Annotated in this window: 19 protein-coding genes and 1 tRNA gene; 13 read left to right on the top strand and 7 right to left on the bottom strand. The window is 58.6% G+C overall.

The genetic code is table 11. From position 1 onward, the window contains the following. The first annotated feature begins 9 nt into the window (after nucleotides 1–9). Both EOI86_RS09720 and EOI86_RS09715 read left to right on the top strand, forming a co-directional pair. Nucleotides 10–606, top strand: a complete 597-nt coding sequence (locus tag EOI86_RS09720; RefSeq protein WP_127764859.1) for a nucleotidyltransferase family protein — start codon at nucleotides 10–12, stop codon at nucleotides 604–606. Nucleotide 607: 1 nt separating this feature from the next. Then, nucleotides 608–1,171 (top strand): gamma carbonic anhydrase family protein, encoded by a 564-nt coding sequence (locus tag EOI86_RS09715; protein WP_127764858.1) that lies wholly within the window; start codon nucleotides 608–610, stop codon nucleotides 1,169–1,171. 197 nt (nucleotides 1,172–1,368) lie between these two features. On the opposite strand, the gene EOI86_RS09710 is transcribed toward EOI86_RS09715, so the two are convergent. Beyond that, entirely contained in the window at nucleotides 1,369–3,198 is a 1,830-nt protein-coding gene (locus EOI86_RS09710; protein ID WP_240035607.1) for a PHA/PHB synthase family protein, read from the bottom strand. Between the two features lie 332 nt (nucleotides 3,199–3,530). Between EOI86_RS09710 and EOI86_RS09705 the strand changes: the two genes are divergently transcribed. The 5 genes from EOI86_RS09705 (at nucleotide 3,531) to recJ (ending at nucleotide 10,140) form a co-directional block, all read left to right on the top strand. Beyond that, the gene (locus tag EOI86_RS09705; protein WP_127764857.1) at nucleotides 3,531–4,460 is read left to right on the top strand and encodes an OmpA family protein; all 930 of its coding nucleotides are present in this window, start codon (nucleotides 3,531–3,533) and stop codon (nucleotides 4,458–4,460) included. A 164-nt stretch (nucleotides 4,461–4,624) separates the two neighbouring features. Then, complete coding sequence (locus EOI86_RS09700) at nucleotides 4,625–5,845, top strand: LL-diaminopimelate aminotransferase (RefSeq protein WP_127764856.1); 1,221 nt, start codon at nucleotides 4,625–4,627, stop codon at nucleotides 5,843–5,845. A 67-nt stretch (nucleotides 5,846–5,912) separates the two neighbouring features. Then, complete coding sequence (locus EOI86_RS09695) at nucleotides 5,913–7,211, top strand: homoserine dehydrogenase (RefSeq protein WP_127764855.1); 1,299 nt, start codon at nucleotides 5,913–5,915, stop codon at nucleotides 7,209–7,211. Between the two features lie 84 nt (nucleotides 7,212–7,295). Continuing rightward, nucleotides 7,296–8,288 (top strand): class II fructose-bisphosphatase, encoded by a 993-nt coding sequence (glpX, locus tag EOI86_RS09690; protein WP_127764854.1) that lies wholly within the window; start codon nucleotides 7,296–7,298, stop codon nucleotides 8,286–8,288. 79 nt (nucleotides 8,289–8,367) lie between these two features. Further along, nucleotides 8,368–10,140, top strand: a complete 1,773-nt coding sequence (recJ, locus tag EOI86_RS09685; protein ID WP_127764853.1) for a single-stranded-DNA-specific exonuclease RecJ — start codon at nucleotides 8,368–8,370, stop codon at nucleotides 10,138–10,140. A 34-nt stretch (nucleotides 10,141–10,174) separates the two neighbouring features. Here recJ and EOI86_RS09680 read toward each other — a convergent pair whose 3' ends face one another. Then, the gene (locus tag EOI86_RS09680) at nucleotides 10,175–11,446 is read right to left on the bottom strand and encodes a flagellar hook protein FlgE (protein WP_161973768.1); all 1,272 of its coding nucleotides are present in this window, start codon (nucleotides 11,444–11,446) and stop codon (nucleotides 10,175–10,177) included. A gap of 172 nt (nucleotides 11,447–11,618) precedes the next feature. Between EOI86_RS09680 and EOI86_RS09675 the strand changes: the two genes are divergently transcribed. Together EOI86_RS09675 and rsgA are read left to right on the top strand one after the other, a co-directional pair. After that, a tRNA-Glu gene (locus EOI86_RS09675) sits at nucleotides 11,619–11,694 on the top strand. Nucleotides 11,695–12,051: 357 nt separating this feature from the next. Next, on the top strand, nucleotides 12,052–13,113 hold the full coding sequence (gene rsgA, locus EOI86_RS09670) for a ribosome small subunit-dependent GTPase A (protein WP_127764851.1): 1,062 nt from the start codon (nucleotides 12,052–12,054) through the stop codon (nucleotides 13,111–13,113). A 231-nt stretch (nucleotides 13,114–13,344) separates the two neighbouring features. On the opposite strand, the gene EOI86_RS09665 is transcribed toward rsgA, so the two are convergent. Further along, nucleotides 13,345–15,543: a CHASE3 domain-containing protein gene (locus EOI86_RS09665; protein WP_127764850.1), complete on the bottom strand. Its 2,199-nt coding sequence runs from the start codon at nucleotides 15,541–15,543 to the stop codon at nucleotides 13,345–13,347. Between the two features lie 323 nt (nucleotides 15,544–15,866). Between EOI86_RS09665 and EOI86_RS09660 the strand changes: the two genes are divergently transcribed. The 3 genes from EOI86_RS09660 (at nucleotide 15,867) to EOI86_RS09650 (ending at nucleotide 18,707) form a co-directional block, all read left to right on the top strand. Beyond that, nucleotides 15,867–16,925, top strand: coding sequence for a cyclase family protein (locus EOI86_RS09660; protein ID WP_127764849.1), 1,059 nt, complete (start codon nucleotides 15,867–15,869; stop codon nucleotides 16,923–16,925). A 169-nt stretch (nucleotides 16,926–17,094) separates the two neighbouring features. Then, on the top strand, nucleotides 17,095–18,273 hold the full coding sequence (locus tag EOI86_RS09655; RefSeq protein WP_127764848.1) for an EAL domain-containing response regulator: 1,179 nt from the start codon (nucleotides 17,095–17,097) through the stop codon (nucleotides 18,271–18,273). A gap of 17 nt (nucleotides 18,274–18,290) precedes the next feature. After that, nucleotides 18,291–18,707 carry a response regulator gene (locus tag EOI86_RS09650; protein ID WP_240035632.1) on the top strand — a complete coding sequence of 139 codons (417 nt, stop codon included), beginning with the start codon at nucleotides 18,291–18,293 and terminating at the stop codon, nucleotides 18,705–18,707. 205 nt (nucleotides 18,708–18,912) lie between these two features. On the opposite strand, the gene EOI86_RS24545 is transcribed toward EOI86_RS09650, so the two are convergent. Further along, a complete protein-coding gene (locus EOI86_RS24545) occupies nucleotides 18,913–19,119 on the bottom strand; it encodes a hypothetical protein (RefSeq protein ID WP_161973767.1) in 207 nt (68 codons plus the stop codon). Nucleotides 19,120–19,230: 111 nt separating this feature from the next. Between EOI86_RS24545 and EOI86_RS09645 the strand changes: the two genes are divergently transcribed. After that, entirely contained in the window at nucleotides 19,231–21,747 is a 2,517-nt protein-coding gene (locus EOI86_RS09645) for a PAS domain S-box protein (protein ID WP_161973766.1), read from the top strand. Nucleotides 21,748–21,762: 15 nt separating this feature from the next. Here EOI86_RS09645 and EOI86_RS09640 read toward each other — a convergent pair whose 3' ends face one another. The 3 genes from EOI86_RS09640 to EOI86_RS09630 all read right to left on the bottom strand — a co-directional run bounded on the left by EOI86_RS09640 (nucleotide 21,763) and on the right by EOI86_RS09630 (nucleotide 23,744). Beyond that, nucleotides 21,763–22,374, bottom strand: a complete 612-nt coding sequence (locus tag EOI86_RS09640) for a PAS domain-containing protein (protein ID WP_127764845.1) — start codon at nucleotides 22,372–22,374, stop codon at nucleotides 21,763–21,765. A gap of 122 nt (nucleotides 22,375–22,496) precedes the next feature. Beyond that, entirely contained in the window at nucleotides 22,497–23,312 is an 816-nt protein-coding gene (locus tag EOI86_RS09635) for a leishmanolysin-related zinc metalloendopeptidase (RefSeq protein ID WP_127764844.1), read from the bottom strand. 132 nt (nucleotides 23,313–23,444) lie between these two features. Next, a complete protein-coding gene (locus EOI86_RS09630; RefSeq protein ID WP_127764843.1) occupies nucleotides 23,445–23,744 on the bottom strand; it encodes a YciI family protein in 300 nt (99 codons plus the stop codon). Nucleotides 23,745–24,010 lie beyond the last annotated feature (266 nt).

The raw sequence follows: 24,010 nt of genomic DNA, 5'->3' as shown, positions 1-24,010 counted from the left end.
GCAGCACCGATGACGATCGAACTGGAAGACGACCGGCAAAAGCTGACGCGGGTTCTGTTGGGCGCATCTTGGCATGCGGAGGTTCTGGAAACCGTGTGGCAGGCTTGTGGGGACGACGCGTGGATCGGCGCCGGTTTCGTTCGCAACGCGGCATGGGATGATCTGCATGGCCGCTCGCCGGAAGCACCGGAGGATGTGGACATCCTTATCCATGATCCGACCGATACCGGGGACAGGGAAGCGGCGTTGGAACGGGACTTGGCGACACGGTTGCCCGCGGTGCCCTGGTCGGTCCGCAATCAGGCGCGGATGCATCTGAAACACGGTGACGCCCCTTATTCAGGGCTTGCCGAAGCTATGCGGCGTTGGCCGGAAACCGCGACCGCCGTCGCCGTCCGGATGGATGGTGCGCAGGGATTGTGGATTTTGGCGCCTTTCGGACTGGGTGATTTGATGCGCGGTGTTCTACGGCCTGGTGAAGACAGTGCGCGGTGCCGCAAGGCGTTTCAGGAACGCGTGACGCGCAAGGGTTGGCTTGACCGTTGGCCGGGGCTTTCGGTCGAAGAGCCTTGGCCGGTGGATTTGAGTGATTTTGAGGAGAAGTGAGATGGAGGCTGGGATGGTCACTGCCGGGATGGTCGCGGGACCCCGGATTATCGAATTCGACGGCAAGAAGCCGGTCATCCATCCGACCGCCTTCATCGCGCCGGGGGCGGTGATCATCGGCGATGTGGAAATCGGCCCGGGGGCCGGGATTTGGTACAATTGCGTACTGCGCGGTGACGTGAACGAGATCCGGGTCGGCGCCAGGACGAATTTGCAGGACGGCACGGTCGTGCATGTTTCCAGCAAGGGGCAGGGTACCTACATCGGCGACGACATCTCCATCGGGCATATGGCGCTGATCCATGCCTGCACGTTGGAAGACGGAGCCTTCATCGGCATGAAAGCCTGCGTGATGGACGATTGCCTGGTGGAGAAGGGCGGCATGGTCGCCGCCGGCGCCCTGTTGACGCCGGGCAAGAAGGTCGGCCCGGGTGAATTATGGGCGGGGTCACCCGCCAAGTTCATGCGTATGACCGGGGAAGGCGATGCGCGGATGATCGATTATACCGCGCCGCATTACATGGAACTGGCCGCGAAACACCGCGCGGCCTGCGAGAAGAATTGAGGTGTGAGGAGAAAGTGACATGAAGAAAGCGAAAGTGGCCGCACCCGCGAAAAGGCGCAATGCGGAGGCACGTGCTGCCTGGCGACTAGGGCATCGCGTGGAGAAGAACCCAAAGGCGTATACAAGAAAGCCGAAACACAAAAACCCCCACCGCGAGGATGGGGGTTTTTCTTTGTCTGCTTCGAGGGTTCTTTGCGCTATTCGATCCGGGCTTTCACATAGGATCCCGGGGCGGCCTCGATCGCCGGATATTTCTTCTCCGACCCTGGAATCCGCGGCGCCGTTTTCTTCTGGCCGGATTGCTTTTTGATCCATTTCAGCCATTCCGGCCACCAGGACCCGGGATGCTCGGTCGCGGTGTCTAGCCATTCCTCGGGCGTCGACGGGTTCTTCGTATTCGTCCAGTGCGAGTATTTCGGTTTTTCCGGATTCGGCGGGTTCACCACACCGGCGATATGGCCGCTTGCGGCCAGCAAGAATTTCACCGGCCCCTTGTAGGTCTGTGTCGCCGCATAGGTCGATTTCCAGGGCGCGATATGGTCTTCCCGCGTAGAGAGGACGCAAACCGGGATCTTAATAGTCGTCAGGTCGATCGGCGTATCGCAGAGAGATATGCCGTTCGGTTCGATCAACTTGTTCTCCAGATACATCTGGCGCAGGTAGAAACTGTGCATCGCCGCCGGCATGCGCGTGGAATCCGAGTTCCAGTACAGCAGGTCGAAGGGGAAGGGATCCTTGCCCATCAGATAGTTATTCACCACGAATGACCATATCAGGTCGTTGGCGCGCAGCATGTTGAACGTCGTCGCCATTTCGGACCCTTCCAGGTATCCGCGGTCGTTCATGCGTTCTTCAAGCGCCTGCAATTGTTCTTCGTCGATGAAGACGGACAGTTCGCCCGCTTCCTCGAAATCGATCATCGTGGTGAAGAAGGTCGCGGACTTGACCCGCTCGTCCTTTTTGGCCGCCATATAGGCAAGTGTGGAGGCGGTCAGCGTGCCGCCCAGACAATAGCCGATGATGTTCGTCTGCGGCTCGCCGGTAATGCCCAGAACCGCGTCGATCGCGGCCAGGGTGCCTTCTTTCATGTAGTCTTCGAAGGTCTTCCGGGCGAGTTTCTCATCCGGGTTCACCCAGGAAACGACAAAGACCGTCAGCCCCTGGTCAACGGCCCATTTGATGAAGGAGTTCTTCGCCCGCAGATCCAGGATGTAGTATTTGTTGATCCACGGCGGCACGATCACGAGCGGCGTCTTGTAGACGGTCTCCGTCGTCGGCTCGTATTGGATCAGCTGCATCAAATCGGTCTGAAAGACGACTTTGCCGGGCGAGGTTGCGATGTTTTCGCCGACCGCGAAGGCTTCGGCGTCGGTCATTGAAATCTTCAGCTGCCCTTCGCCCTTTTCCAGGTCCTTCAGCAGATTTTCCAACCCACGGATCAGGTTCTCGCCTTTGCTGTCCAGGGTTTCGCGCAGCACGGCCGGATTGGTGAGCAGGAAATTACTCGGCGCAAGCGCATCGGCGAATTGTTTGGTATAGAAGTCGACCTTCTTCGCCGTCTTGGCATCCAGGCCTTCGACTTCGCCTACGGTTTCCTGCATCCAACGCGCGGTCAGCAGATAGGACTGCTTGATATAGTCGAACAGCGCGTTTTCGTTCCAGGCTTCGTCGCGGAAGCGATTATCCGACTTCTCGGGATGGATGATCGGTTGGGATTCGCCACCCAGCATGCGATGGGTCGTGGCGGTCCAAAGGTTCACATAATCCTGCCAAAGGTTGACCTGCGCCTGCATCATCGCCGCCGGATTCGTCATCATCCGATGGGTCATTTCAAGGAAGGCAGCCCCCACATTCAACGGGTCGCCATGCCCCAGCGCGCCTTCGGTATTGCCCGCGGGATGCTTGTTCAGAAAATCCGTGACCAATTTTTGACTGCGTTCCGCAATTTGGCCCATTTGGCGGGAGAACTCGACCGGATCCGGCCAATCCTTTTGGCCTTCGGTCGTTTCGCTCGTTTTATCGCTCATTCAGAACCCTCAATCGACGCTGTCGTCCGGGCAATATCGCCAGCTTGCAAGACAATCCTACCGTGCAAGTACACGCAATGTCCCGGATTTCAATTACAACTCGGTTATAAAGCAGGCGAGGGGGCAGACCAAGGGGGCGTGGCATTACGTCGGTAACGCATCGGTGTGCACATGGAAATCCAGCTGTTCACGAACAAGCGCCTGATCAGCATAGGGATTTTGGACATTGCGGGAATCCTATAGTATCCCCCTCATTGACTGGTATTACGGGAGGGTACGTGCCAACCTCGCATGTGCCGATAGTTGATAAGAAATGTACGGGTTGGATTGCCATGACCATTGAGTCTTCCGAACCGCTTTTGGGCGGTATCGACTGCAGGTTCCTTGTTCGCTTTGCTGCTGCAGCAGCGGTTGCGTTGACCCTGTCGGCCTGTGAGACCATGTCGGATATCGGCGATACCGCCGGTGATGTGGCCTCTGCCGCGAATCCGCTGAATTGGTTCGGCGACGATGAGGGTGATGCCGAAGAGTCGACGGAACCGAAGCCCGTTCCCGGGGCGAGCGATGCCTATCCTTCCGTCGGCACTGTGCCGCAGAAACCGCCGCCCCCGTCAATTGTCCAGGAAGCCGGTCAATTGCAGAACCAGTTGGTCGCCGACAAGAACAACGCGCGTTACTCCGAACAGGTCGTCAGGCAGAATACAGGCGGCAGCCAGACCACAACCAGCGCGCCGTCGCCCGTGCCGCAGGCTGCAGCCGCACCGCCGCAGCCTGTTGCTCAGCCTGCACCCCAGCCGGCAGCGGTTCCGCAGCCGGTTCCCCAACCGACCGCGAGCAATCAGGTCGCCGCCGCGCCGCCACAGCCGGCACCGGCGCCGTCCGCGGGCTATGGCCATCCGATCGGTCAGGCGGTTCATATCGCAACGTTGTACTTCCCGCAGGGTGGATCGCAGTTGACCCAGACTGACCTGAACGTCCTTTCGCAAGTCGCGAGCATTTTCCGCAATGGAGGCAAGTCCATCAAAGTCGTCGGGCATGCCAGCAAATCGGCCGGTGTGAACGATCAGGTTCGGCAAGATCTGGTGAACTATAAGGCGTCCCTGGACAGGGCGACGTCCGCCGCCGCGGCGCTGCTGCGTATCGGCGTCCCGCAGGACAAGATCGACATCGCCGCCGTCGGCGCTCGCGAACCGCGTTATTCGGAAGACTCCTCCGCCGGTATTTCGGGCAACCAACGGGTCGAGCTTTTCATCCAGTACTGAAGGCGAAAGCGCCGCGGACCCCGATTGTCCGGTGATCGCCGGACCGTAGGAAGTGAGCGGAAAACTGCGCTTTTTCACGATTCAACATTAGACCTTCCGGAAGCCGTCGGTTAAAACCGCGCGACCGGACATAGGACCATGTCCAAGCTGAGAGCCAGACGGAAATGATCGACTCTTTTCACCGCATCAAGCGCTTGCCGCCGTATATTTTCGCTGAGGTCAATGCCCTCAAGGCAGAGGCGCGCGCACGCGGTGAAGACATTATCGATTTCGGCATGGGCAACCCGGATTCGCCGACGCCCGAACATATCGTCGAAAAACTGGTGGAGACGGTCCGCAATCCCAAGACCCACCGTTATTCGACCAGCCGTGGCATACCGGGCCTGCGAAAAGCGCTGTCGGCCTATTACGAGCGCCGTTTCAATGTTTCCATCGATCCCGACAAAGAAGCCATCGTCACGCTGGGGTCCAAGGAAGGGCTGGCGAACCTAGCCCAGGCGATCACTAGTCCGGGCGACATCATTCTGGCGCCGAATCCGTGTTATCCGATCCACTCCTTCGGGTTCATCATCGCGGGCGGGGCAATCCGTCATGTGCCGGCCGGTAGCGGTGAGGGGAACTTTCGCGAGGAATTCATGCTGGCGCTGAAGCGCGGCGTTGCGCATTCGATTCCCAAGCCCTTGGCTGTCATCCTGAATTTTCCGCAGAACCCCACGGCACAAGTGGTCGATTTGGATTTCTTTGCGGAAGTCGTCGATTTCTGCCGCCATCATGAAATCTATATTCTGTCGGATCTGGCTTATTCCGAGGTTTATTTCGGCGACACGCCGCCACCCTCGGTGCTGGAAGTCCCCGGCGCGCGCGATATCGCGGTCGAATTCACTTCTCTCTCGAAGACCTATTCCATGCCGGGCTGGCGTGTCGGTTTCGCGGCAGGGAACGAAACGCTGATCGCCGCCCTCGCACGGATCAAATCCTATGTGGATTATGGCGCCTTTACCCCGGTCCAGGTTGCCGCGACGGCCGCCTTGAACGGGCCGCAGGACTGCGTTGACGACATGCGCGCGCTGTACAAGGAACGTCGCGACGTTCTGGTGGAAAGCCTGGCCCGCGCCGGTTGGGACGTGCCCAGCCCGGAAGCGACCATGTTCGTTTGGGCGCCCGTGCCGAAGAAGTTCAGCAATGTCGGCAGCCTGGCTTTCGCGAAACAGCTTTTGACCGAGGCCAAGGTTGCGGTCGCGCCAGGCGTCGGTTTCGGGGAATACGGTGAAGGATTTGTCCGGATAGGCTTGGTTGAGAATGTGCAGCGGATCCGTCAGGCGGCGCGCAACATCCGCACGTTCCTGGCCGAAAGCGAACCGTCGGACAGTGGGAAAGCGGCTTAATCCGGAAGTTTTCCGATATTGATAAAATTGTATTTTTTGAGGCACTTGGTGGGGTGGAGTTCAGTAAATGGCTGAAGCGCTAAAAGTCGCAATCGCCGGTTTGGGTACGGTCGGCGCGGGGTTGGTTCGGTTGCTGCAGGCGCAGCACGATGTGATTGCCGCGCGTTCGGGCCGGTCGATTGAAATCACTGCCGTCGCCGCGCGGGACAAGACCAAGGATCGCGGATGCGACCTTGGCGGTTATGCCTGGTATGAGGATGCGGCCGAAATGGCGCGCGACGCGGATGCCGATGTGATCGTTGAGTTGATCGGCGGCAGCGAAGGAATTGCCAAGGAAACCTGCGAAGCGGCTTTCGCCGCGGGCCGCCATGTGGTGACCGCTAACAAGGCGCTGATTGCGCATCACGGACTGCAACTGGCCGGTGCGGCGGAGCAGGCCGGTGTGACGCTCGCCTATGAGGCAGCGGTCGCGGGCGGCATTCCGGTCATCAAGTCGATCCGCGAAGGTCTGGCGGGAAACCGGATAACCTCTCTGCACGGCATTCTGAACGGGACCTGTAATTATATCCTTACCGCCATGCGCGAAACCGGGCGCGATTTCGACGATGTCCTGTCGGAAGCGCAGGAATTGGGCTACGCGGAAGCCGATCCCAGCTTTGATGTGGACGGGGTCGACGCCGCTCATAAGCTTGCGATTCTCACCAGTCTCGCTTTCGGGGTCGAAATCGACTTTAAGAGTGTCTCCGTCGAAGGCATTCGCCACATCACCCCGGACGACCTGCAATATGCCCGAGAGATCGGCTACAAGATCAAGCTGCTCGGCATCGCGGAACAGGGCGAGCAGGGAGTTTTCCAGCGTGTCCATCCGGTGATGGTGCCGATGAGCGCGCCGATCGCGTCGGTCGAAGGTGTCTTCAACGCGGTCGTGACCAAGGGCGATTTCGTCGACACGACCGTCATGGAAGGCCGCGGGGCCGGCGACGGTCCGACGGCTTCCGCCGTGGCGGCAGACATTATTGATATCGCCGCCGGTCGTGGCGGCCCTGCCTTCGGTGTTCCCGTCTCGGCACTGCGCAAAATGCCGACGCTGCCGTTGGATAGCCATGTGGGAACCTACTATGTCCGCCTCGTTGTGATTGACCAGCCGGGCGTCATGGCGGATATCACCGCGATATTGCGGGATGAATCGATTTCGCTGGAAAACGTGATCCAGCGCGGGCGCGATCCGGGGGCACCGGTGACTGTCGTGCTGACCACGCATGAGACGGGCGAAGCTGCGATGCAGGCGGCCCGCGCGAAGATCGAAGCGCTCGGCGCGGTTGTTGAAACACCGCGTATGATCCGCATCGAACCATTCGAGGGATAGTATCCCCAGCCTGTAGGAACATCGCCTGCAGGAAAAATTAGCCGCGGGAAAACGACCCGCGGATAGAACTAAAGGAAGAATGAAATGGCCGAAAAAGCACCCGAGACAACAGCCGACAAAAACCTAGCCCTGGAAGCGGCACGCGTCGCCGAAGCGGCGGCCCTCGCGGCTTCCCGCTGGATGGGGCGCGGTGACGAAAAGGCAGCGGACCAGGCGGCGGTCGATGCGATGCGCACGGCGCTTAACGCACTGGACATCGACGGCACGGTCGTGATCGGCGAAGGCGAACGCGACGAAGCCCCGATGCTGTATATCGGCGAAAAAGTCGGGTCCGGCACCGGTCCGAAGATCGACATCGCGCTGGACCCGTTGGAAGGCACCACCATCACCGCCAAAGGCGGCACTAACGCCATGGCCGTCTTGGCGATGGCGGAAGGCGGAAACTTCCTGCACGCGCCGGACGTCTATATGGACAAGATCGCGGTCGGCGGCGGACTGCCGCAAGGGATCGTGGACCTGGACCGAAGCCCGGCAGAAAATCTCAAGGCAATCGCGGACGCCAAGGGTAAGAAAATTGAGGATGTGTTGGTCTGCATCCTGGACCGTCCGCGCCATGCCGAACTGATCAAAGCGGCACGCGATATCGGCGCCCGTATTCAGTTGATCGGCGACGGTGACGTGGCGGGTGCCATGTCCACCTCGGACCCGGAAAGCGGGATCGACATCTATATGGGCAGCGGCGGCGCGCCGGAAGGTGTCTTGGCCTGTGCGGCGCTGCGTTGCATCGGCGGCCAGTTCCAGGGTCGTCTGTTGTTCCGGAACGAAGATGAAAAGGAACGCGCGCACAAGGTCGGCATCACCGACCTGGACCGCAAATACGACATGTTGGATCTGGCCAAGGGCAACGTCATGTTCGCCGCGACCGGCGTGACCGACGGCACCCTGCTGCGCGGCGTACGGATTTTCGCCAAGGGCGCGACGACGCATTCCATCGTCATGCGGTCCAAGACCGGAACGGTTCGGAAAATCGAAACTCTGCACGATTTCGGCCGCAAGTTCTGGGTCGACCCGCGTTGACGGCACGGAAACTCTGGCGGCACGGAAACCCTGACGGCGGGGAAACCCTAGCGGGCCCGGGAGGACCGACGGCGACAACATGACGGATCAGGCATACCTCGGCGTAGAGCGCTCGGCCAGTGGCAAGCGATGGGAACTGCGTCCTGTCGACGAGCGCCTGGCCGCCGCGATATCTCAAAGCCGGGGTTTGCCCGACATCGTCGGTCGCGCGATTGTCGGCCGCGGCATCGGGTTGGAGGATATCGAGGGATTCCTGAACCCGTCGCTGCGGGACCAAATGCCGGACCCGATGCATCTGCGTGGGATGGAGGAGGGGGTTTCCCGTCTTCTCCATGCCATCCAAAATGGTGAAAAAGTCGCCGTTTTCGGCGATTACGACGTCGACGGTGCGACGTCTTCCGCCCTTTTCAGGCGGTATTTCGGGGCCCTGGGCTTACCCCTTCAAGTCTACATTCCGGACCGGATCGCCGAAGGCTATGGACCCAATGCACCGGCCCTGCTGAAGCTGCATCGGGACGGGGTCCGTCTGGTCATCACGGTGGATTGCGGAATCACCGCCTTCGACCCCCTTACGGCGGCCAAAGAGGCGGGCTTGGATGTGATTGTGGTAGATCATCACGCCGCTGAACCGCGCTTGCCGGCAGCATCCGCGGTGATCAATCCGAATCGCTTGGATGACGACAGCCCGCATGGCTATCTGGCCGCGGTCGGCGTGACCTTTCTGGTCCTTGTGGCTTTGAACCGGGCGCTTCGAGAGGCGGGCTGGTTCAAGCAAAGGCGGGAACCCGACCTGCGGCAATTGCTGGACATCGTGGCCTTGGGGACGGTGGCTGATGTGGTGGCCCTGCGCGGGCTGAATCGCGTGCTGACCGCCCAGGGCCTCAAGGTCCTGGCGCAGCGCCGGAATGTCGGCCTCAGGGCGCTGGCGGATGTCGCGGGCATGGATGAAATGCCGGGGACGTATCATCTGGGTTTCCTGCTGGGCCCCAGGATCAACGCCGGCGGCCGGGTAGGGGAACCATCGCTCGGCGCGGACCTGCTGTCGACGGAAGACGAAGGTGCGGCGCGGGACATCGCCCGCCGCCTGGACGGCTATAACGCAGAGCGCAAGGAAATCGAGGCGCAGTGCCTGGAACAGGCGATCGACATCGCTGAAGACCGCGGCATCGGCGAGCACCTCGTCTATGTCGGTGCGGAAGGGTGGCATCCCGGCGTCATCGGCATCGTCGCCGGACGCTTGAAGGAACGCTATAACCGGCCCGCCTGCGTCGTTGCTTTCGAAAACGGGGTGGGCAAGGGCAGCGGCCGATCGGTCGAAGGGGTCGATCTGGGCGCGCATGTCATCGCCGCGCGGCAATCCGACCTGCTGATGAATGGTGGCGGGCACAAGATGGCTGCCGGTTTCAGCGTCGCCGAGGGCCAGAGCGAGGCCTTCGCCGCCTTTTTGGAAGAACGGATTTCCGCGGAACTGGCCGGTGCGCCGATCCGTCCGCGGCTTTCGTTGGATGGCGGCCTTTCCGTTTCCGGTGCGACATTGGATTTGATCGGCTCGTTGGAGAACCTCGCCCCCTTCGGTATGGGCAATGCGGAACCGCGTTTTGCCCTGCCGAATGCCAGGGTTGCGCATGCGGATGTGGTGGGGACCGACCATGTCCGCTGCCGCATCGCGGGCGAGGGAGGCGCATCGCTGAAGGCAATCGCGTTTCGGTGCGCGGATCAGGAAATGGGAAGCCTGTTGTTGAGCGCGCGTGGTGGCGCGCCGATCCATCTGGCCGGGCGGCTGCGGGTTGACCGCTGGCAGGGGCGGGAACAGCCGCAACTGATGATCGACGACGCGGCGACGACAAACTAGCTACTGTTTCAGTAAGTTAAGTCGATAACCTGCGTCAGCGCTTCAGGTTTGTGGCTGTTTTCAAAAGGTCCTCGACCGTACGCAGGGATGTCGCGGCGGAGGAATAGGCGCGCTGTGTCTCGATCATTCGGACCAGTTCTTCGCCCAGATCGACCGTGGAGCCTTCCAGGGCGCCGGTGACGATTTGGGCGCGGCCGTTGATATCCGCTTCGAAGATCTGCAGGTCGCCGTTCAGACCGCTGAGGACGAAATGGGTGTCCGTCACGGGCAGCAGCAATTCCGGGTTCACCACATCGCCGATTGCCAATTTGGCCAGGCTGCGGCTTTGGCCATTGCTGAAAATGCCTTCCAGAACGCCGCGTTGATTGAACCGCGTGGAGACGAGGTTGCCTTCTTCGAACCCGTTCGACCCGGTTTCGCCGATGACGAATTCGGGGGCGAAACTGCGCGTGTCGGAAATATCGAGCGTTGTGCTCACCGAGGCGCCCGAATCCGTGAAGGTCATGTCCAAGGCGATGGATGGCGGCACGTTCAGGGTGCCGTCCGCATTAAAGGTAACGGTGACCGGCGCGGCTGGGTTGGTCACGACCGTATTGTCACCGAAGAATTCCAGCGTCCATTCATTGTTGGTCGCTGTCTTGGTGAAACGTGCCGTCACGTTATGCCGGTCCGCGATGCCATCGGCAGCGCCAGAGCCGTCGGCAATGGTCAGTCCGGCATCGAAGAATTCACCCGTCGCCGCGTCAGGCGGAAGATTGACGTTGATGAAAGATTCCGTCGTCGCGACGGCTTGGAAACTCTCGCCGGCCGCATCCAGCCGTATCGGCACCAGACCACTCGCGTCGTTCACGCTGGTAAAGGTTTCGGTCACGGGGTCGAAAGGAAAGCCTAGGACAAAATTGCCTACATTGTCGGTAAGATATACCTCTTCGACGCCGTTGTTATCCACGATGCGCCGCTGGAACTGCCCGGAATCGGTCAGCATTGCGGTGCCGGATCCGTCCAATTCGGTATTTACCATGAAGAAACCGCGGCCCGACAAAGCCAGATCCAGCGCGCCATTCGTGGCTAGAACGCCGCCTTCCGCGCGGATGTCGCGCCGCACCACGTTGCTGGCGCCGCGCAGGGCTGGGAAAACATTGCCGCGCACGCGCCCCGCATCGACCACCAATTCCTCGAACCGGCTGGTTTCGGCCTTGTGGCCGGGCGTCGTCGAGTTGGCGATGTTGTGGGATATGACCTCAAAGGCTTTCGCCTGCGCCTGAATGGCGCTGATGCTGGACCCGAAGAGGTAGTTTGCGACCACGGAAGTATGACTCCCAACCGTATGTTCCAATAAGGTGAAACCAGTACAGCAAGGATAGTGCCAAACGTCTGAAAGGGCGGTGAAAAGAAACTGCAAACTAATCTGGATTTTTGCAGTTCATACGGCTTGACGGGGGCGGCGCGTCCCCATATATCTCCGCCTCGCCGACGACGACCCCTTCGTCTAGAGGCCTAGGACACCGCCCTTTCACGGCGGCAACACGGGTTCGAATCCCGTAGGGGTCGCCAATCTCCCGATAAATTTGAAAATTGATATTCTTTCCGTCAATCGGGAAGCAGTCGCTCGACGCCTTGGCGTCTTGCGGGTATTTTGATGTGTCGATGCAGTAACCTGCAGGAGGTTTTTTGAAGGCCATTGTCTGAGAGGGACCGGTTCCGCTTTAGGGCGCGTGTCATCGCTTTGCTCCATCCATGCAAATGGGGGCAGATTGGGGACAGATGGGTGTGCGGATAGCAGCACAAACCATTCGCACCCGCTTGCAGAACCAGCCGTACGCAGGCGTGGAGGATTACCAATCCACGTCACTGTGCTTGTGCGACCTCAATGCGGGTGTGTTGCCATCCCGCGACCGCTGGATATGAACAATGACCTATCAAATGACCGACTTGGCCGAATTCGGCTGGAATCCCCATTTTTCCGCCCAACTGGAACCCGATGACCTGGAACAGGCCGTCCCTGTCCGCGTGACCGCGGTACATCGCGGCGCCGTCAGTGTCGCGGGGCCGGGTGTCGATATCTCCATTCCGCCATACCGGAGCGATCCGGATGACAGTGAAACCACCGCCACCGTGGGGGATTGGCTGTTGCTGGATGCGGAAACGCATCGTCCACGACGCATGCTGCCGCGCCAAAGCTTGCTCAAGCGCCGCTTGGCGGGCACCGGGCGCGACGTGCAGCTTATCGCCGCCAATGTCGATACCCTGTTCATCGTCACCTCGTGCAATCAGGACTTCAATATCCCGCGCCTGGAACGCTATCTGGCACTTGCATCGGAAGCGGAGGTCACGCCCGTCATTATCCTGACCAAGGCGGATTTGTGTGACGACCCTGGGGCGTATTTGCGCCAGGCCTATGCGCTGCCCTCCGTCCACATGGTCGAATCCGTGAACGCCTTGGACGGCAAGGAGGTCGAGCGCCTGCTGCCCTGGTGTTCTCTTGGCCAGACAGTCGCGCTTGTGGGGTCGTCCGGCGTGGGGAAGTCCACCTTGATTAACAGCTTGACGGGCCGCGCCGATATCGCGACCCAAGGCATTCGCGATGACGATGGCAAGGGACGCCACACGACCACCGGGCGTGCCTTGCACAGAATGCCGTCGGGCGGATGGGTGGTCGACACGCCGGGCATCCGCGAATTGCAGCTGACCGATGTGCAAAGCGGCCTCGATGACGTCTTTTCCGATATCGTCGACCTTGCCCGGTCATGCCGGTTTTCCACGTGCCGCCACGATACGGAGCCGGACTGTGCCGTCACCGCTGCGATTGAGGCGGGCGCGTTGGAGGAGAGCCGCTTGGAGCGCTGGCGGAAACTGATTGCCGAAGAGGCTTTCAACAGCGCGAGCCTCGCGCAGCGTCGGTCGCGTGACAAAGCCTTCGGCAAAATGGTGAAGCGCGCGACGAAAGACAAAAAGGACTATTTGGAACCGTAATACCGGTTTCCAGTTCGACGTGGCGATACGCCCTTTCGTGGCTGTGCGCGCTTCCCAATCAAAGGCGCGTTCGCCGGGCAACCTTCGTGCGGTGGCGAAGGGTCAACGCGCCGCCACAGGCTCCGGATGCGGGCTAAGCCGAACCCGCCCCAGAAACGACAAGGCCCCCTAAAATGACAGGGCTCTCGAAAGGGGGCCTTGCATCAATGCGTTTTCGAAAAGACGGGACATTTATGCGGTTCGTAGACCAGCGACGAATTCATTGACCTGGTGCCTCAGCGTTTCGGACTGTTTCGCCAGTTCCTGGGACGCTTCGAGCACTTCACGGGACGCCAGCCCTGTTTCGGTTGCCGCTTCCTGGACCTTGCCAATATTGCTGGAAACCTCCCGCGTGCCGCTGGCGGCTTGCTGAACGTTCCTGGCAATTTCCTGTGTCGACGAATCCTGTTCTTCGACTGCGGCGGCGACGGCCGAGGTATTCTCGCTGATCTGCTTGATGATCGCCACGACCCGTTCGATCGACTCGACCGTCATTTCGGTGGCCGACTGCATGCTGGCAATACGGCCGGAGATAGCGTCCGTCGCTTTCGAAGTCTGGGAGGCGAGGGACTTCACTTCGTTCGCGACGACCGAGAAACCCTTGCCCGCTTCGCCGGCGCGCGCCGCCTCAATCGTGGCATTCAGGGCAAGCAGATTGGTTTGCTCCGCGATGTCCTGGATCAGGCTTATGACGCTGCCGATTTCGGCCGCCGAGTCGGCAAGTTCCCGCACCGAAGTGTTTGATAGTTCCGCTTCTTCGACGGCCTTTGCCGCAACCTTGTTGGCTTCGCCGATTTGTCGACTGATTTCGTTGATGGAACTCGTCAGTTCCTCTGCCGCAGAAGCGACGGTCTGGACATTGGTGGTGGTCTGTTCCGACGCCGAAGCGACCGCGGTGGTTTGCGCGGCTGCTTCGTCCGCGGTGCCGGACATGGACCGGGACGTCTGCTGAAGTTCCGTCGCGGCGGACGACACCGTCGTGATGATGCCGCCGACTTCGCTTTCGAACTGGTTCGCCAGATCGAGCATCTGCTGCTTACGCTGCGCCGCATCCCGGGCGTCCCGCGCCGTGGCTTCCGCCCGCATTTGGTCGGCTTCGATCAGCTTTTCCTTGAACACCTGCGTGGCACTGGCCATTTCGCCGACTTCGTCGCGGCGATCGGCGCCAATGACATCGACACTGGTGTCGCCATCCGCAAGCTTGCGCATGACGAGGGTCATGCCCCCGATGGGACGGGAAATGGATCCGCCGATGATCAACGCGGCCCCGATGCCCACCACCACAGCGATGATGGTAAAGGCGATCAGAAGGACAAAGGCGGTGGATACCGTTTCTTCGTTCTGTGCCTTGCGGGATATCATGAGGCCCGCTTCCTCGGCCTGGAAATCGGCCATGATCTGGCGGAACTTGTCGAAATACTGCTTGCCGCGGGCTTCTCCGACCAGATCCGCCATGTCGTCCATGTTCTTGGCGTTGCCAATCTTGCGGCGTAGATCGATCATCGGCTCGACGACCTGTGTCGCCCAATCGGAAATCGTCGTATCGATTTCCTGCAACAATGCGACCTGGGCAGGATTGTCGCTCACCGTATCCTGTAATTCGGCGACGATCTCATGGAATGTCTCGTTGCCGCTGTTGTAGGGCTCCAGGAATTCCTCCTGACCGGCCAACAGAAAACCACGCATGCCTGTTTCCATGTCGATCGCGGCGGCGAGCATCGAGTCCGCCTTTCCGATCACGGCGTAGGTATGCTCAACCCATTTCAGCGACTCGCCGCCATCGGCGCCGACGCTACCGGACCGCAAGGCGGTCTTGAAATCGGCCAGGCGCTTGCCGAGCAGTTCTTTTTCTCGGTCTGAGAAAGTTGCGACCTGTTCACGGAATTTGTCGAAATATTGTTTGCCGCGGGCTTCGCGGACGATGCCGATCAAATCCGTCATGGTTTCGGCCGTACCGATATCTCGACGCAGCTGAATCTGTTCTTCGGCGACCTTGGTCTGCCATTCGCGCAGGACCGTTGCTGCTTCTTCCAGACGGGCGACCTGGGGCGGGTTGTCGCTGACCGTTTCCTGCAAGTGTTTTATTTGATCGTAGACAGCGCCTTCACCCTGGTTGTACGGGTCCAGGAAGTTGTCTTGACCGGCCAAAAGATAGCCCCGCATACCGGTTTCCATGTTCACCGCTGAAGAGACGACCGCAGAGGATTCGGACAGCACAACGCGCGTATGATCGACCCATTTGTTGGTCTGGGTGATCGAGTTGATGTCGTAAAGGCCGATGCCGCTGACAAGGGCTGCCAAAGCGATTGGAATGCCGGTGCCGACCAAAACTTTTGTACGTGTCTTCAGGTTCGCGAAACGAAAGCGCTTCGCGTTCGTTGAACCGGTCATAAAAAGCCTCCTTTCGTGGGGACGCCGAAAGCAGACGCAGCCCTGTATATAAGAAAATAGTGAAGTATTATTTCTACCCCTCGTTACAAGGGGTGGGTGTCCATTAAACTTGAAAGGTCTTTGTCGGCGCCAAAAAATCAGTTCAGGACCGAAAAGGGGGGGGCTGTGGGTCGACGGCAATGGCTCTGATATCCGTGCATGCTATTGCGGGCGTTCCGGAAAGGTTGATGTGACCGCAAAATCCGCCTTGAGCCGATTTCGGGGGGCAAGCACAATTTCCCCTATAACTGGACCGGGCCAACCGGTTGGCAAACAGGGGGAAGATGATGCAGCAAAGATGGAAAAAACGGCCGGACGGGTCGAACTGGGGGGATTTTGGACCGGATGACCAACTCGGTCGCTTGAACCTCATTACCCGAGACAAAGTTCTGCAAGGGCTTGCCGAAGCGAAGGAAGGCATCCCCTTCTGTCTTTCCCTGCCGTTGGATTATCCGGGCGGGAGCGGGCTCAACCCCCGGCGCAAACCGCCGGTTCTAAGGCCTACTCTTCGCCCCAATGCTGTGAACTTCAATGTCGCCTTGAACACGGAAGAGGAGGGGGCGACGGATGTGGTCTGCGACGACCTCGTCCTGTTGCATCTTCAATACTCAACGCAATGGGATGCGCTATCGCATGTCGGATCCCTTTTCGATGCGGACGGCGACGGTGTTCCAGAGAAGGTTTTTTACAACGGCTTTCGTGGCGGGATCGATATCGTCGGTCCGGACTCGATCGCCGATGCCGGTGCGCCGGCCGGGGCGGATTGGCGGAAGGGGACGAGCAATGCGGGGGCCTTGGGCATCCAGAATTACGCCGTCCATTGCGTGCAGGGGCGCGCGGCCATGGTCGACCTTCATGCGCATTTGGGAAATGAGCGGACCTATGTCGGCTATGACATCTTGATGCGGATACTGGAGGAGGACGGTGTGGAGGTCGAAACCGGCGATATGGTTTGCCTGCATACCGGCTTCGCCGAGGTCGTGCTGGGCATGAACCGGAACCCGGACGAGAAAACACTGCATTCCGCCTGCGCGGTCCTGGATGGACGTGACACGAAATTGCTGAACTGGATTTCCGACAGTGGGCTTTCCGCCTTGATCGCCGACAATTATGCCGTTGAGGGATTACCTTCCAAACCCGGTGGCGCTGGTTGCTGCGCAAGCATGCCGCTGCACGAGCATTGCCTGTTCAAGAACGGCATCCCCTTGGGGGAACTTTGGCATCTGACGCCTCTTGCCGGTTGGTTACGTGAGCGCGGCCGGTATCGGTTTCTTTTGACCGCGCCGCCTTTACGGTTGCCGGGGGCTGTCGGCTCGCCGGCGACTCCAGTCGCGACGGTTTAACCCTTTTCCTTCTTTTGCACTAATTCTCATTGGGTCGGCCGGTTTCTTCCGGTCGGCCCATTCTATTTTCAGAGGCAAAGACTTCATCGTTGACGTTCTGTTAAATATTTAACATTAGAACATTAGAGAATATCGATAATAGGCTTTTTAAAGTATCTCTCGAGGGGGCATGGAGCATTTACGCGTACTGGTCGTCGACGACGAAACCGACATGGCGGAATTCGTTCAAGGCGCATTGGAGAGTTTGCAGCACCGGGCCGAATGCGCCGGTGGGAAAGACGCGTTTTGCCGACAATACAATGACAGTTTCGACGTCATCATGCTGGATCTCTTCATGCCTGACGGGGACGGAATTGAACTCCTCCGCCTGTTAAGTGATTGGGAAAGCCGAGCTGCGGTCGTCTTCATGAGTGGGAAGGACCGATCTATCCTGAATGCGGCGCAGCGAGTGGCCAAGGACCATGACCTGCCGGTGCTCGGCACTTTGCAGAAACCCTTTACGGTGGACGAACTGGACACGGTGATGGGGCGCTACGCCGATGTGATCGGTAAAAGCGCGAAGGTGCCTGCTTTCAAACCATCTAGCCAGGACATCAAGCATGCGTTGGCGGAAGGCCAGTTCACCTTGTTCATCAGGCCACAGGCCCGCACGGGGACAAATGCCATCGTAGGCGGCGAAACCCTGCTACGATGGAAACATCCTGCGCGCGGAATGGTCGGGCAGGAAACTTTCATGCCCGTTGCTGAGGAATGTGGCCTTTCCAAGGAATTGATTGAATTTGCAGCAACAAGTGCTGTGAAACACCTGTCAGTCTTGAACCGGGCCGGGCGTCGAATGCGATTGTCGGTAGGCGTCACACCCAAGTGTCTGTCCGGATGGAAAATGGCGGAAATGCTGGAGCCGCTATGCAGGAGCGAAGGGGTCGACCCGGACCAATTGATCATCGATGTCCCCGAGGCCGTTCTTGAAAACAATCTCAGCAAGTACATCGATATGCTCACAAGGTTGCGTATCAAAGGGTTCATTCTGTCGATCAGCGGCTTCGGGACCGGACGTACCGCTTTGCATCAATTGGTAAGAATGCCGATCAACGAGATCAAATTAGATCGAATGGTCGTCAATGGTATGGCGAAAGACCCTGAAGTGAGGGCCTTCGCAAAGGTGACTGTGTTGGTCGCCCGTGAATTGGGCATACGAATGGTCGGCACCGGGGTCAACGATCAGGTCACACTGGATGCATTGGCGGCAATGCAAGTAGAGCTCGCTCAGGGTGGGATTGTCGGTGAGCCGGTGGAAGCGGCGCAGTACTCAATCGATACGGGCAGCGATGTCGGTATGGCCGGTTAGTGGAGAACAGTTCAGTGATGATACGACAGAGCAGCAACACGGTTTTGGTTATCGATGACGATGCAGACATGGCGGAGTTTGTCTCGGACGTCGCCTCATTGCTGGGTTTTGATCCCGTTGTTGCCAAGGATGGTGGAGATTGTCTGCGACAGCTTAAGGCCATTCATCCGGCGTGCATTGTCATGGACGTCGTCATGCCCGACATGGACGGAGTCGAGTTGTTGAACAAATTCGCGGAGCTGAATACGGACTGTCCTATCGTCGTGATGAGCGGCTATGACGGCAAATATCTCGATAGCGTTGCACTGATCGCTGAGGCAAATGGCCTGACGATCTTAGGGAAACTTCAGAAACCGTTCGTGATCGACGATCTCGAAGAACTCTTCGCGAAAGTCGAACCGGGTGTGCCCGATGGCGGAAGCAAAAGCGTGTAAGCAACGCGCCGTTAAAGCGGGCAAGACAGAAAGCTGACCCATGCAATCGTACCGGCTTATCTATAAGATCGTTGGCTGCTTGCTTTTTGTCTCGGCCGCAATCTCCTTCAGCATTGCGAAATACCTATACGACACGACGGTGAAACAAACCGAAAGCTATATGGGCGACATGGCGCTCACGACGGCAAATCTGATCCGTTCCATTTCAGCGCATGATGAACAGACTTTGGACCCGGAAAATCCTGGTGCCGGAAATAAGGTGACACTCGAGACCATCAAACGCGCGTTCCAAAGGTTGCCGCTTAGGGCGGCCATCGGAGAGGTCGTTTTCGTTGTCTATACTGAAACATCCGTGGAGATTGTCGTGCATCAGGAACATGCAGACGAACCAATTCACGATGACGTCCTTCATATAGATTCACCCTATGCCCAGGCCGTCGTATCGAGCGCGATGGACGGCGTTACGGTTGCGCATGTGACAGGGCAGGCGCAGGACTATGACCTGATACTCGCGATTGCGCCGGTGGCGGAAATCGGCGGGGCCGTGGTTGTTGAGACTCCCAAAAGCCAGGTGCTTGCTCCCTTCTTCGACGCAGTCGTCAGCAGTCTCGCGATAGGCGGATTCGTCATCGCCTGTGGTGCGGTTTTTGTCTATTTTCAAGCCCGTAGAGCGGCGGAGGAACTGGTTGAAACCAAAGCAGTGGTTTCACAAAGTCACCAGGAACTATTACGGACGAAGAACCAATTCCAGCAAATCATCGATGCGATGGTGGACGGTTTTGTTCTGTTCGATGAAAACGACCGATTGGTGTTTCACAATGCAAAATTCGAAGACATCTGCCGTTCACATGGCATGGATACAGTAAGACCCGGTATCAGTTTCGAAGACTTGTTGCAGGCCGGATTGCGAAATGGGTCCTTTCCCGAAGCCGAGGGGCGGGAAGAAGAATGGCTTAGGGAGAAAGCGGACCTGCACCGGAATCCGCAGGGGCCGATAGAACAGAAGGTCTTGGATGGCCGTTGGATTCGGATTGTCGAACGTAAAACGCCGGACGGCGGCATTGTAGGCTTTCAGACAGATATTACCGAGTTGAAGGAAAAAGAGAACGAGCTGTTGGTAAGCCAGCAACGTTTCAAGGACTTTGCCGACACCGCGTCGGACTGGGAATGGGAAAGCGATGCCGACCATCGTTTCGTCTTTTTATCGACCGGCTTGGAAGAGGGAGGCATCTATCAGCAAAGCGATGCCGTCGGAAAAACGCGCCACGAAGTGACTGACGAAGATTCGTCAACGACCAAGTGGAAACAACATTATAGGGATCTGAGCGAGCACCGCGCGTTCAAGAACTTCGAGTATACCTTGACGGGGCCTGATGGCGTGCAGAAATTTCTATCGGCATCGGGCAAGCCGGTTTTTGACGAGGATGGTGTTTTCGTTGGATACCGAGGCACCGGACGCGACGTTACCGTCCTTCGGAAGCAGCAGGAAGAGTTGAGCGCGGCGGAGCTTCGTTTCCGTCTCGCCTTCGAAGCGATAACCGTCGGAATTATTCTGACAGATGTGCGCGGGAAAATCCTTCGTGTAAACCCGGAGACGTGCAAGATTTTCGGTTACACCGAGCGTCAGTTGCTGGGCAGCGATCTGAAAATGCTGATGCCGCAATCCGATGCAAGCCGGCACGATGACTATATCAAGTCCTATCTGAAAACAGGGCTGGGCAGGATTATCGGCGTTGGGCGAGAGGTCGTCGGCGTGCGAAAGGGGGGGGAAGCCTTTCCATTTAACCTCGGTATTGCCGAGATGGAGGTTGAAGGCGAGCGCCAGTTCCTCGGTTCGATCGTCGATGTCAGCAATGAAAAGAAACTCGCAAATCAGTTGCGGCAAGCCCAAAAGATGGAATCGGTCGGGCAGCTTGTCGGCGGGATAGCCCACGACTTTAACAATATTCTAGGAATAGTGATCGGGAACCTTGATTTGGTAAAGCGCAAGCTCGATAAGGACGAGAAGCTTTACCTTCAGGTGGATAAGGCAGTCTCCGCTGCCAATCGCGCCGCCGCGCTGACGCGCCGGCTTTTGAACTTTTCTCGACAGGCACCGACGCGGGCCACGCCGATCAATGTCAACGAAAGCATCAGAAATATCTACGAGCTTCTGCAGCGTTCAATCACCAACAGCATCGAGATCAAACTGTTTCTGGATGACGACTTGCCAAATGCGGTCGCGGATCCAGGCGACTTTCAGGATGCGCTTGTCAATCTGACGGTCAACGCCAAGGACGCAATGCCGGGCGGCGGCACCTTGCGGATAGGGACAAGGGTTTTGGATGTCGGCCCCGGTTCGCAAAAAGAACTCCGTCAATTGCGGTTTGGTCGCTATGTGGAAGTGGATGTTGCCGACACCGGCTCAGGGATGTCTGAAGAGGTTCGCTCCCGCATTTTTGATCCTTTCTTTACGACCAAAGGAACCGGAAAGGGCACCGGTCTTGGCCTGCCCATGGTCTATGGTTTCGCGCGCCGCTCGGGAGGGACTGTCACGGTTTATACCGAGGAGGGTTTCGGCACGTCGTTCAAGATTTTCCTTCCGGTTTCGACGGATAGGGAAGAGTTGGATGTTGCGCCGGTTGACTCAGAAAATGGAGAGGACCTGCCCCATGGGACGGAGACCGTGTTGGTCGTCGATGATGAGGAAGAGTTGGCGGATGTCGCGTCTGCGGTTCTACAGGAGCTTGGATATCGAACAATCGTGGTCAACAGCGGCGCCAAGGCGATGGAGGTTTTGGTTAGCGAAGAGCCCATTGACCTGATGTTGAGTGACGTGGTGATGCCGGGTGGCGTGTCCGGCTATGAACTAGCCGACGCGGCCGGTCATCTACGACCGGCGATGCCCGTGTGCTTGGTGTCCGGTTTCACAGGAGATCTGGCCAATGGCGCGATCAATCCAAGCGAGAGCTATACGTTCTTGCAGAAACCGTATGACAACCGGACGCTCGCCATACAGGTCAGGTCTTTGTTGGACGCCGCGCAGCCCGTTCCAGCTTAGGTTTCCGTCTTGGCGTCAATGCGGGCGAACTAGATCATAGAACGCATCGTTCACACCATAACCGATATCGATCAGATCCCGCTCGATGATGTTTGCGCCCAGGACGATGCGGTCGTCACCCGGGCCGAAATGAACCGGGGTAACCAACTGGGCAGCGAACAGAGAGAAGCTGTCGACGCCTTCTTCCTCCGACAGCAAGGGGACCGCCAGGACCTCAAGCTGTGCCTTTTTTCCCGCGCTATAGGTTTGTTCGATGATCACACGGAACGCACTTGGTATGGTGATCATGTCCTGCAGCGAGGTGATCGCGCTCTCACGCCGCTCCGCCGCGACGAAGTCTATGTAGTTCTTGCCGACAAGGTTCCGACCGATGCGCTGCCTCCAGGCTTCACCAAGGATGCGGTAGACGCAATGGTCTGGCAGTTTTACCGCGAATAAGGCGACATTCGGCAGGGCCGCCGCAAATTTGGAAATGTCCAATCCGGTCTTACGCGGAACGTTTCCACCGGCGTCCCGCATCAGTTCCAGATAAGCTTTTGCAACGATGCGCGGCGCCAAGGTCGCAAAAAGTCCCGGCGCCTCTTCGATCGGCACCGTGCTGCGAGGAAATTGACGGATCCAATTCATTGCCGTTCCACCAGCGAAACAGTCGAGGCAACGTACCAAGATACGTATGCCTGAAACGTCCTAATACAGTTGGAGGCGTCGGAAAACCTGTCTTTCGCCGCGGACCGAAAAGAGTTTACAGGTTAGGCGACGCTGGATGGATGCTTTGCGGCACGGTGATTACGGCGGCGTGCGGTGAATCGCACCCCACCGAGGCAGCCGAGCCCCGCGAGCAGTAGCAATGCTGAAGCGGGAAGCGGAACCGCGACCACAAGATCGATCGTCGTGTAGCCCAAGTCCTGGAAAGACGCGACAGTCGTGGCGCTGATGAAGGCCGGAACGTTTAAGAAACCTGTCATCAATTCATTGGCGGTGCCAGCCCAGCCTTCGTCCCAATGCCCGTCAGCCGTGCCTTCGCCACCGTCCAATTCGACGGGAATGAAGGTTGCGAGCGGGTCGAATTCCAGGCGGTATATGTCCAACGCGTTCTGACCGGTATATTGCCCGGATCCGGGTGCGGAGAGGCCATTCAGCTCCCAGAGCGTGCCGAACCCCATGACATGGGCCATTTCATGGATGATGACTTCGTCCAGCAGACCCGCGGTTTCCAAGACCCCGAGGTCGGCGGTATCGAACTGCATCACCCCTTGGGTGGCAATTCCGAACCCTTGCTGAAAAACACCGGACGTTGGACCGGCTTGCCCGAGGATTTGCCCATTTCCGTCAATTGGAACGCCGGAGGCTTGAATGGTGATCCCGGACAGTGTGATGCCGGGTTGATACCCTGTGATCAAAGATTCCCAGAATGATTCAGCTTGGGAGAACACACTTTGCTGACTGGTGGTGAGGCCGCCGCCGAAAACGACGCTGATGTCGAACCCCGCCGCCCTGACTGATGTTGTGCCGACCGTGATGAACAGGGCCGCGATGAGAGCTAAGATCTTTCCAGGAACAGGCACGCGACATCCTCCACCAATTTAGGTGCAAATTTGATCGTAACCCCGTGCCTCTTAAGACGCAATTTATGCAAACTCCGCCCGGGCCGACTGTGACCGCGCGCACAAGCCGGCCAAACATTGCTGGAATGGGCGTCAACTGTCGGCTTGCCTTATTCCGTCTGCGAAGACCCGATGCCAGCGGTGAACGGTCACTGATTTCCGCAGACCGGTGGGCCAGAAAGGGTCGCTTTTCACCAAATCCCAGACATCTTCTTCATCCTTGCAGTCGACCGTCCAAAGGCCACCCGCCGGGAGGCTGGAGCGTGGATCGCTGACGGGGCCTGCGGCTTTGATCCGGTCGGCGTTCCTTTCCAGGAATGTCAAATGCGCCTGCATGTGGATGCTGCGTTGGTCCGCGGCGGCCCCGTCGTCTTCGAAAAATACGACAAACATGATGCTTTTCCTTCCTTTCGTTTGTTTCGGCGGCGACAGTAAGCGTCTGGCCGGACGAGGGTGAGCCGAAGCTTTGCGGAATTGATCCGCGCCATTGCAGGTCCAGAAAGCGTGGCGCACGGTCTTGACGGTGTCCCGCGACCGGGCGAAGGGGGGGGCCGGAATGCAAACGGCGCGCGAACTGCAAAATGGGGCCTCGTGAAACGGGCCTTGCGGATCCGGGGGCTTCAGTTATTTGAAACTTGGGCCGTCGCTGAGGATACCCG

The sequence above is a fragment of the Hwanghaeella grinnelliae genome (genome assembly GCF_004005845.1).
Classification (GTDB): Bacteria; Pseudomonadota; Alphaproteobacteria; order UBA8366; family Aestuariispiraceae; genus Hwanghaeella; species Hwanghaeella grinnelliae.
Note: the sequence above shows the minus strand (reverse complement) of the source record. Positions and strands in the feature narration are given on the sequence as shown.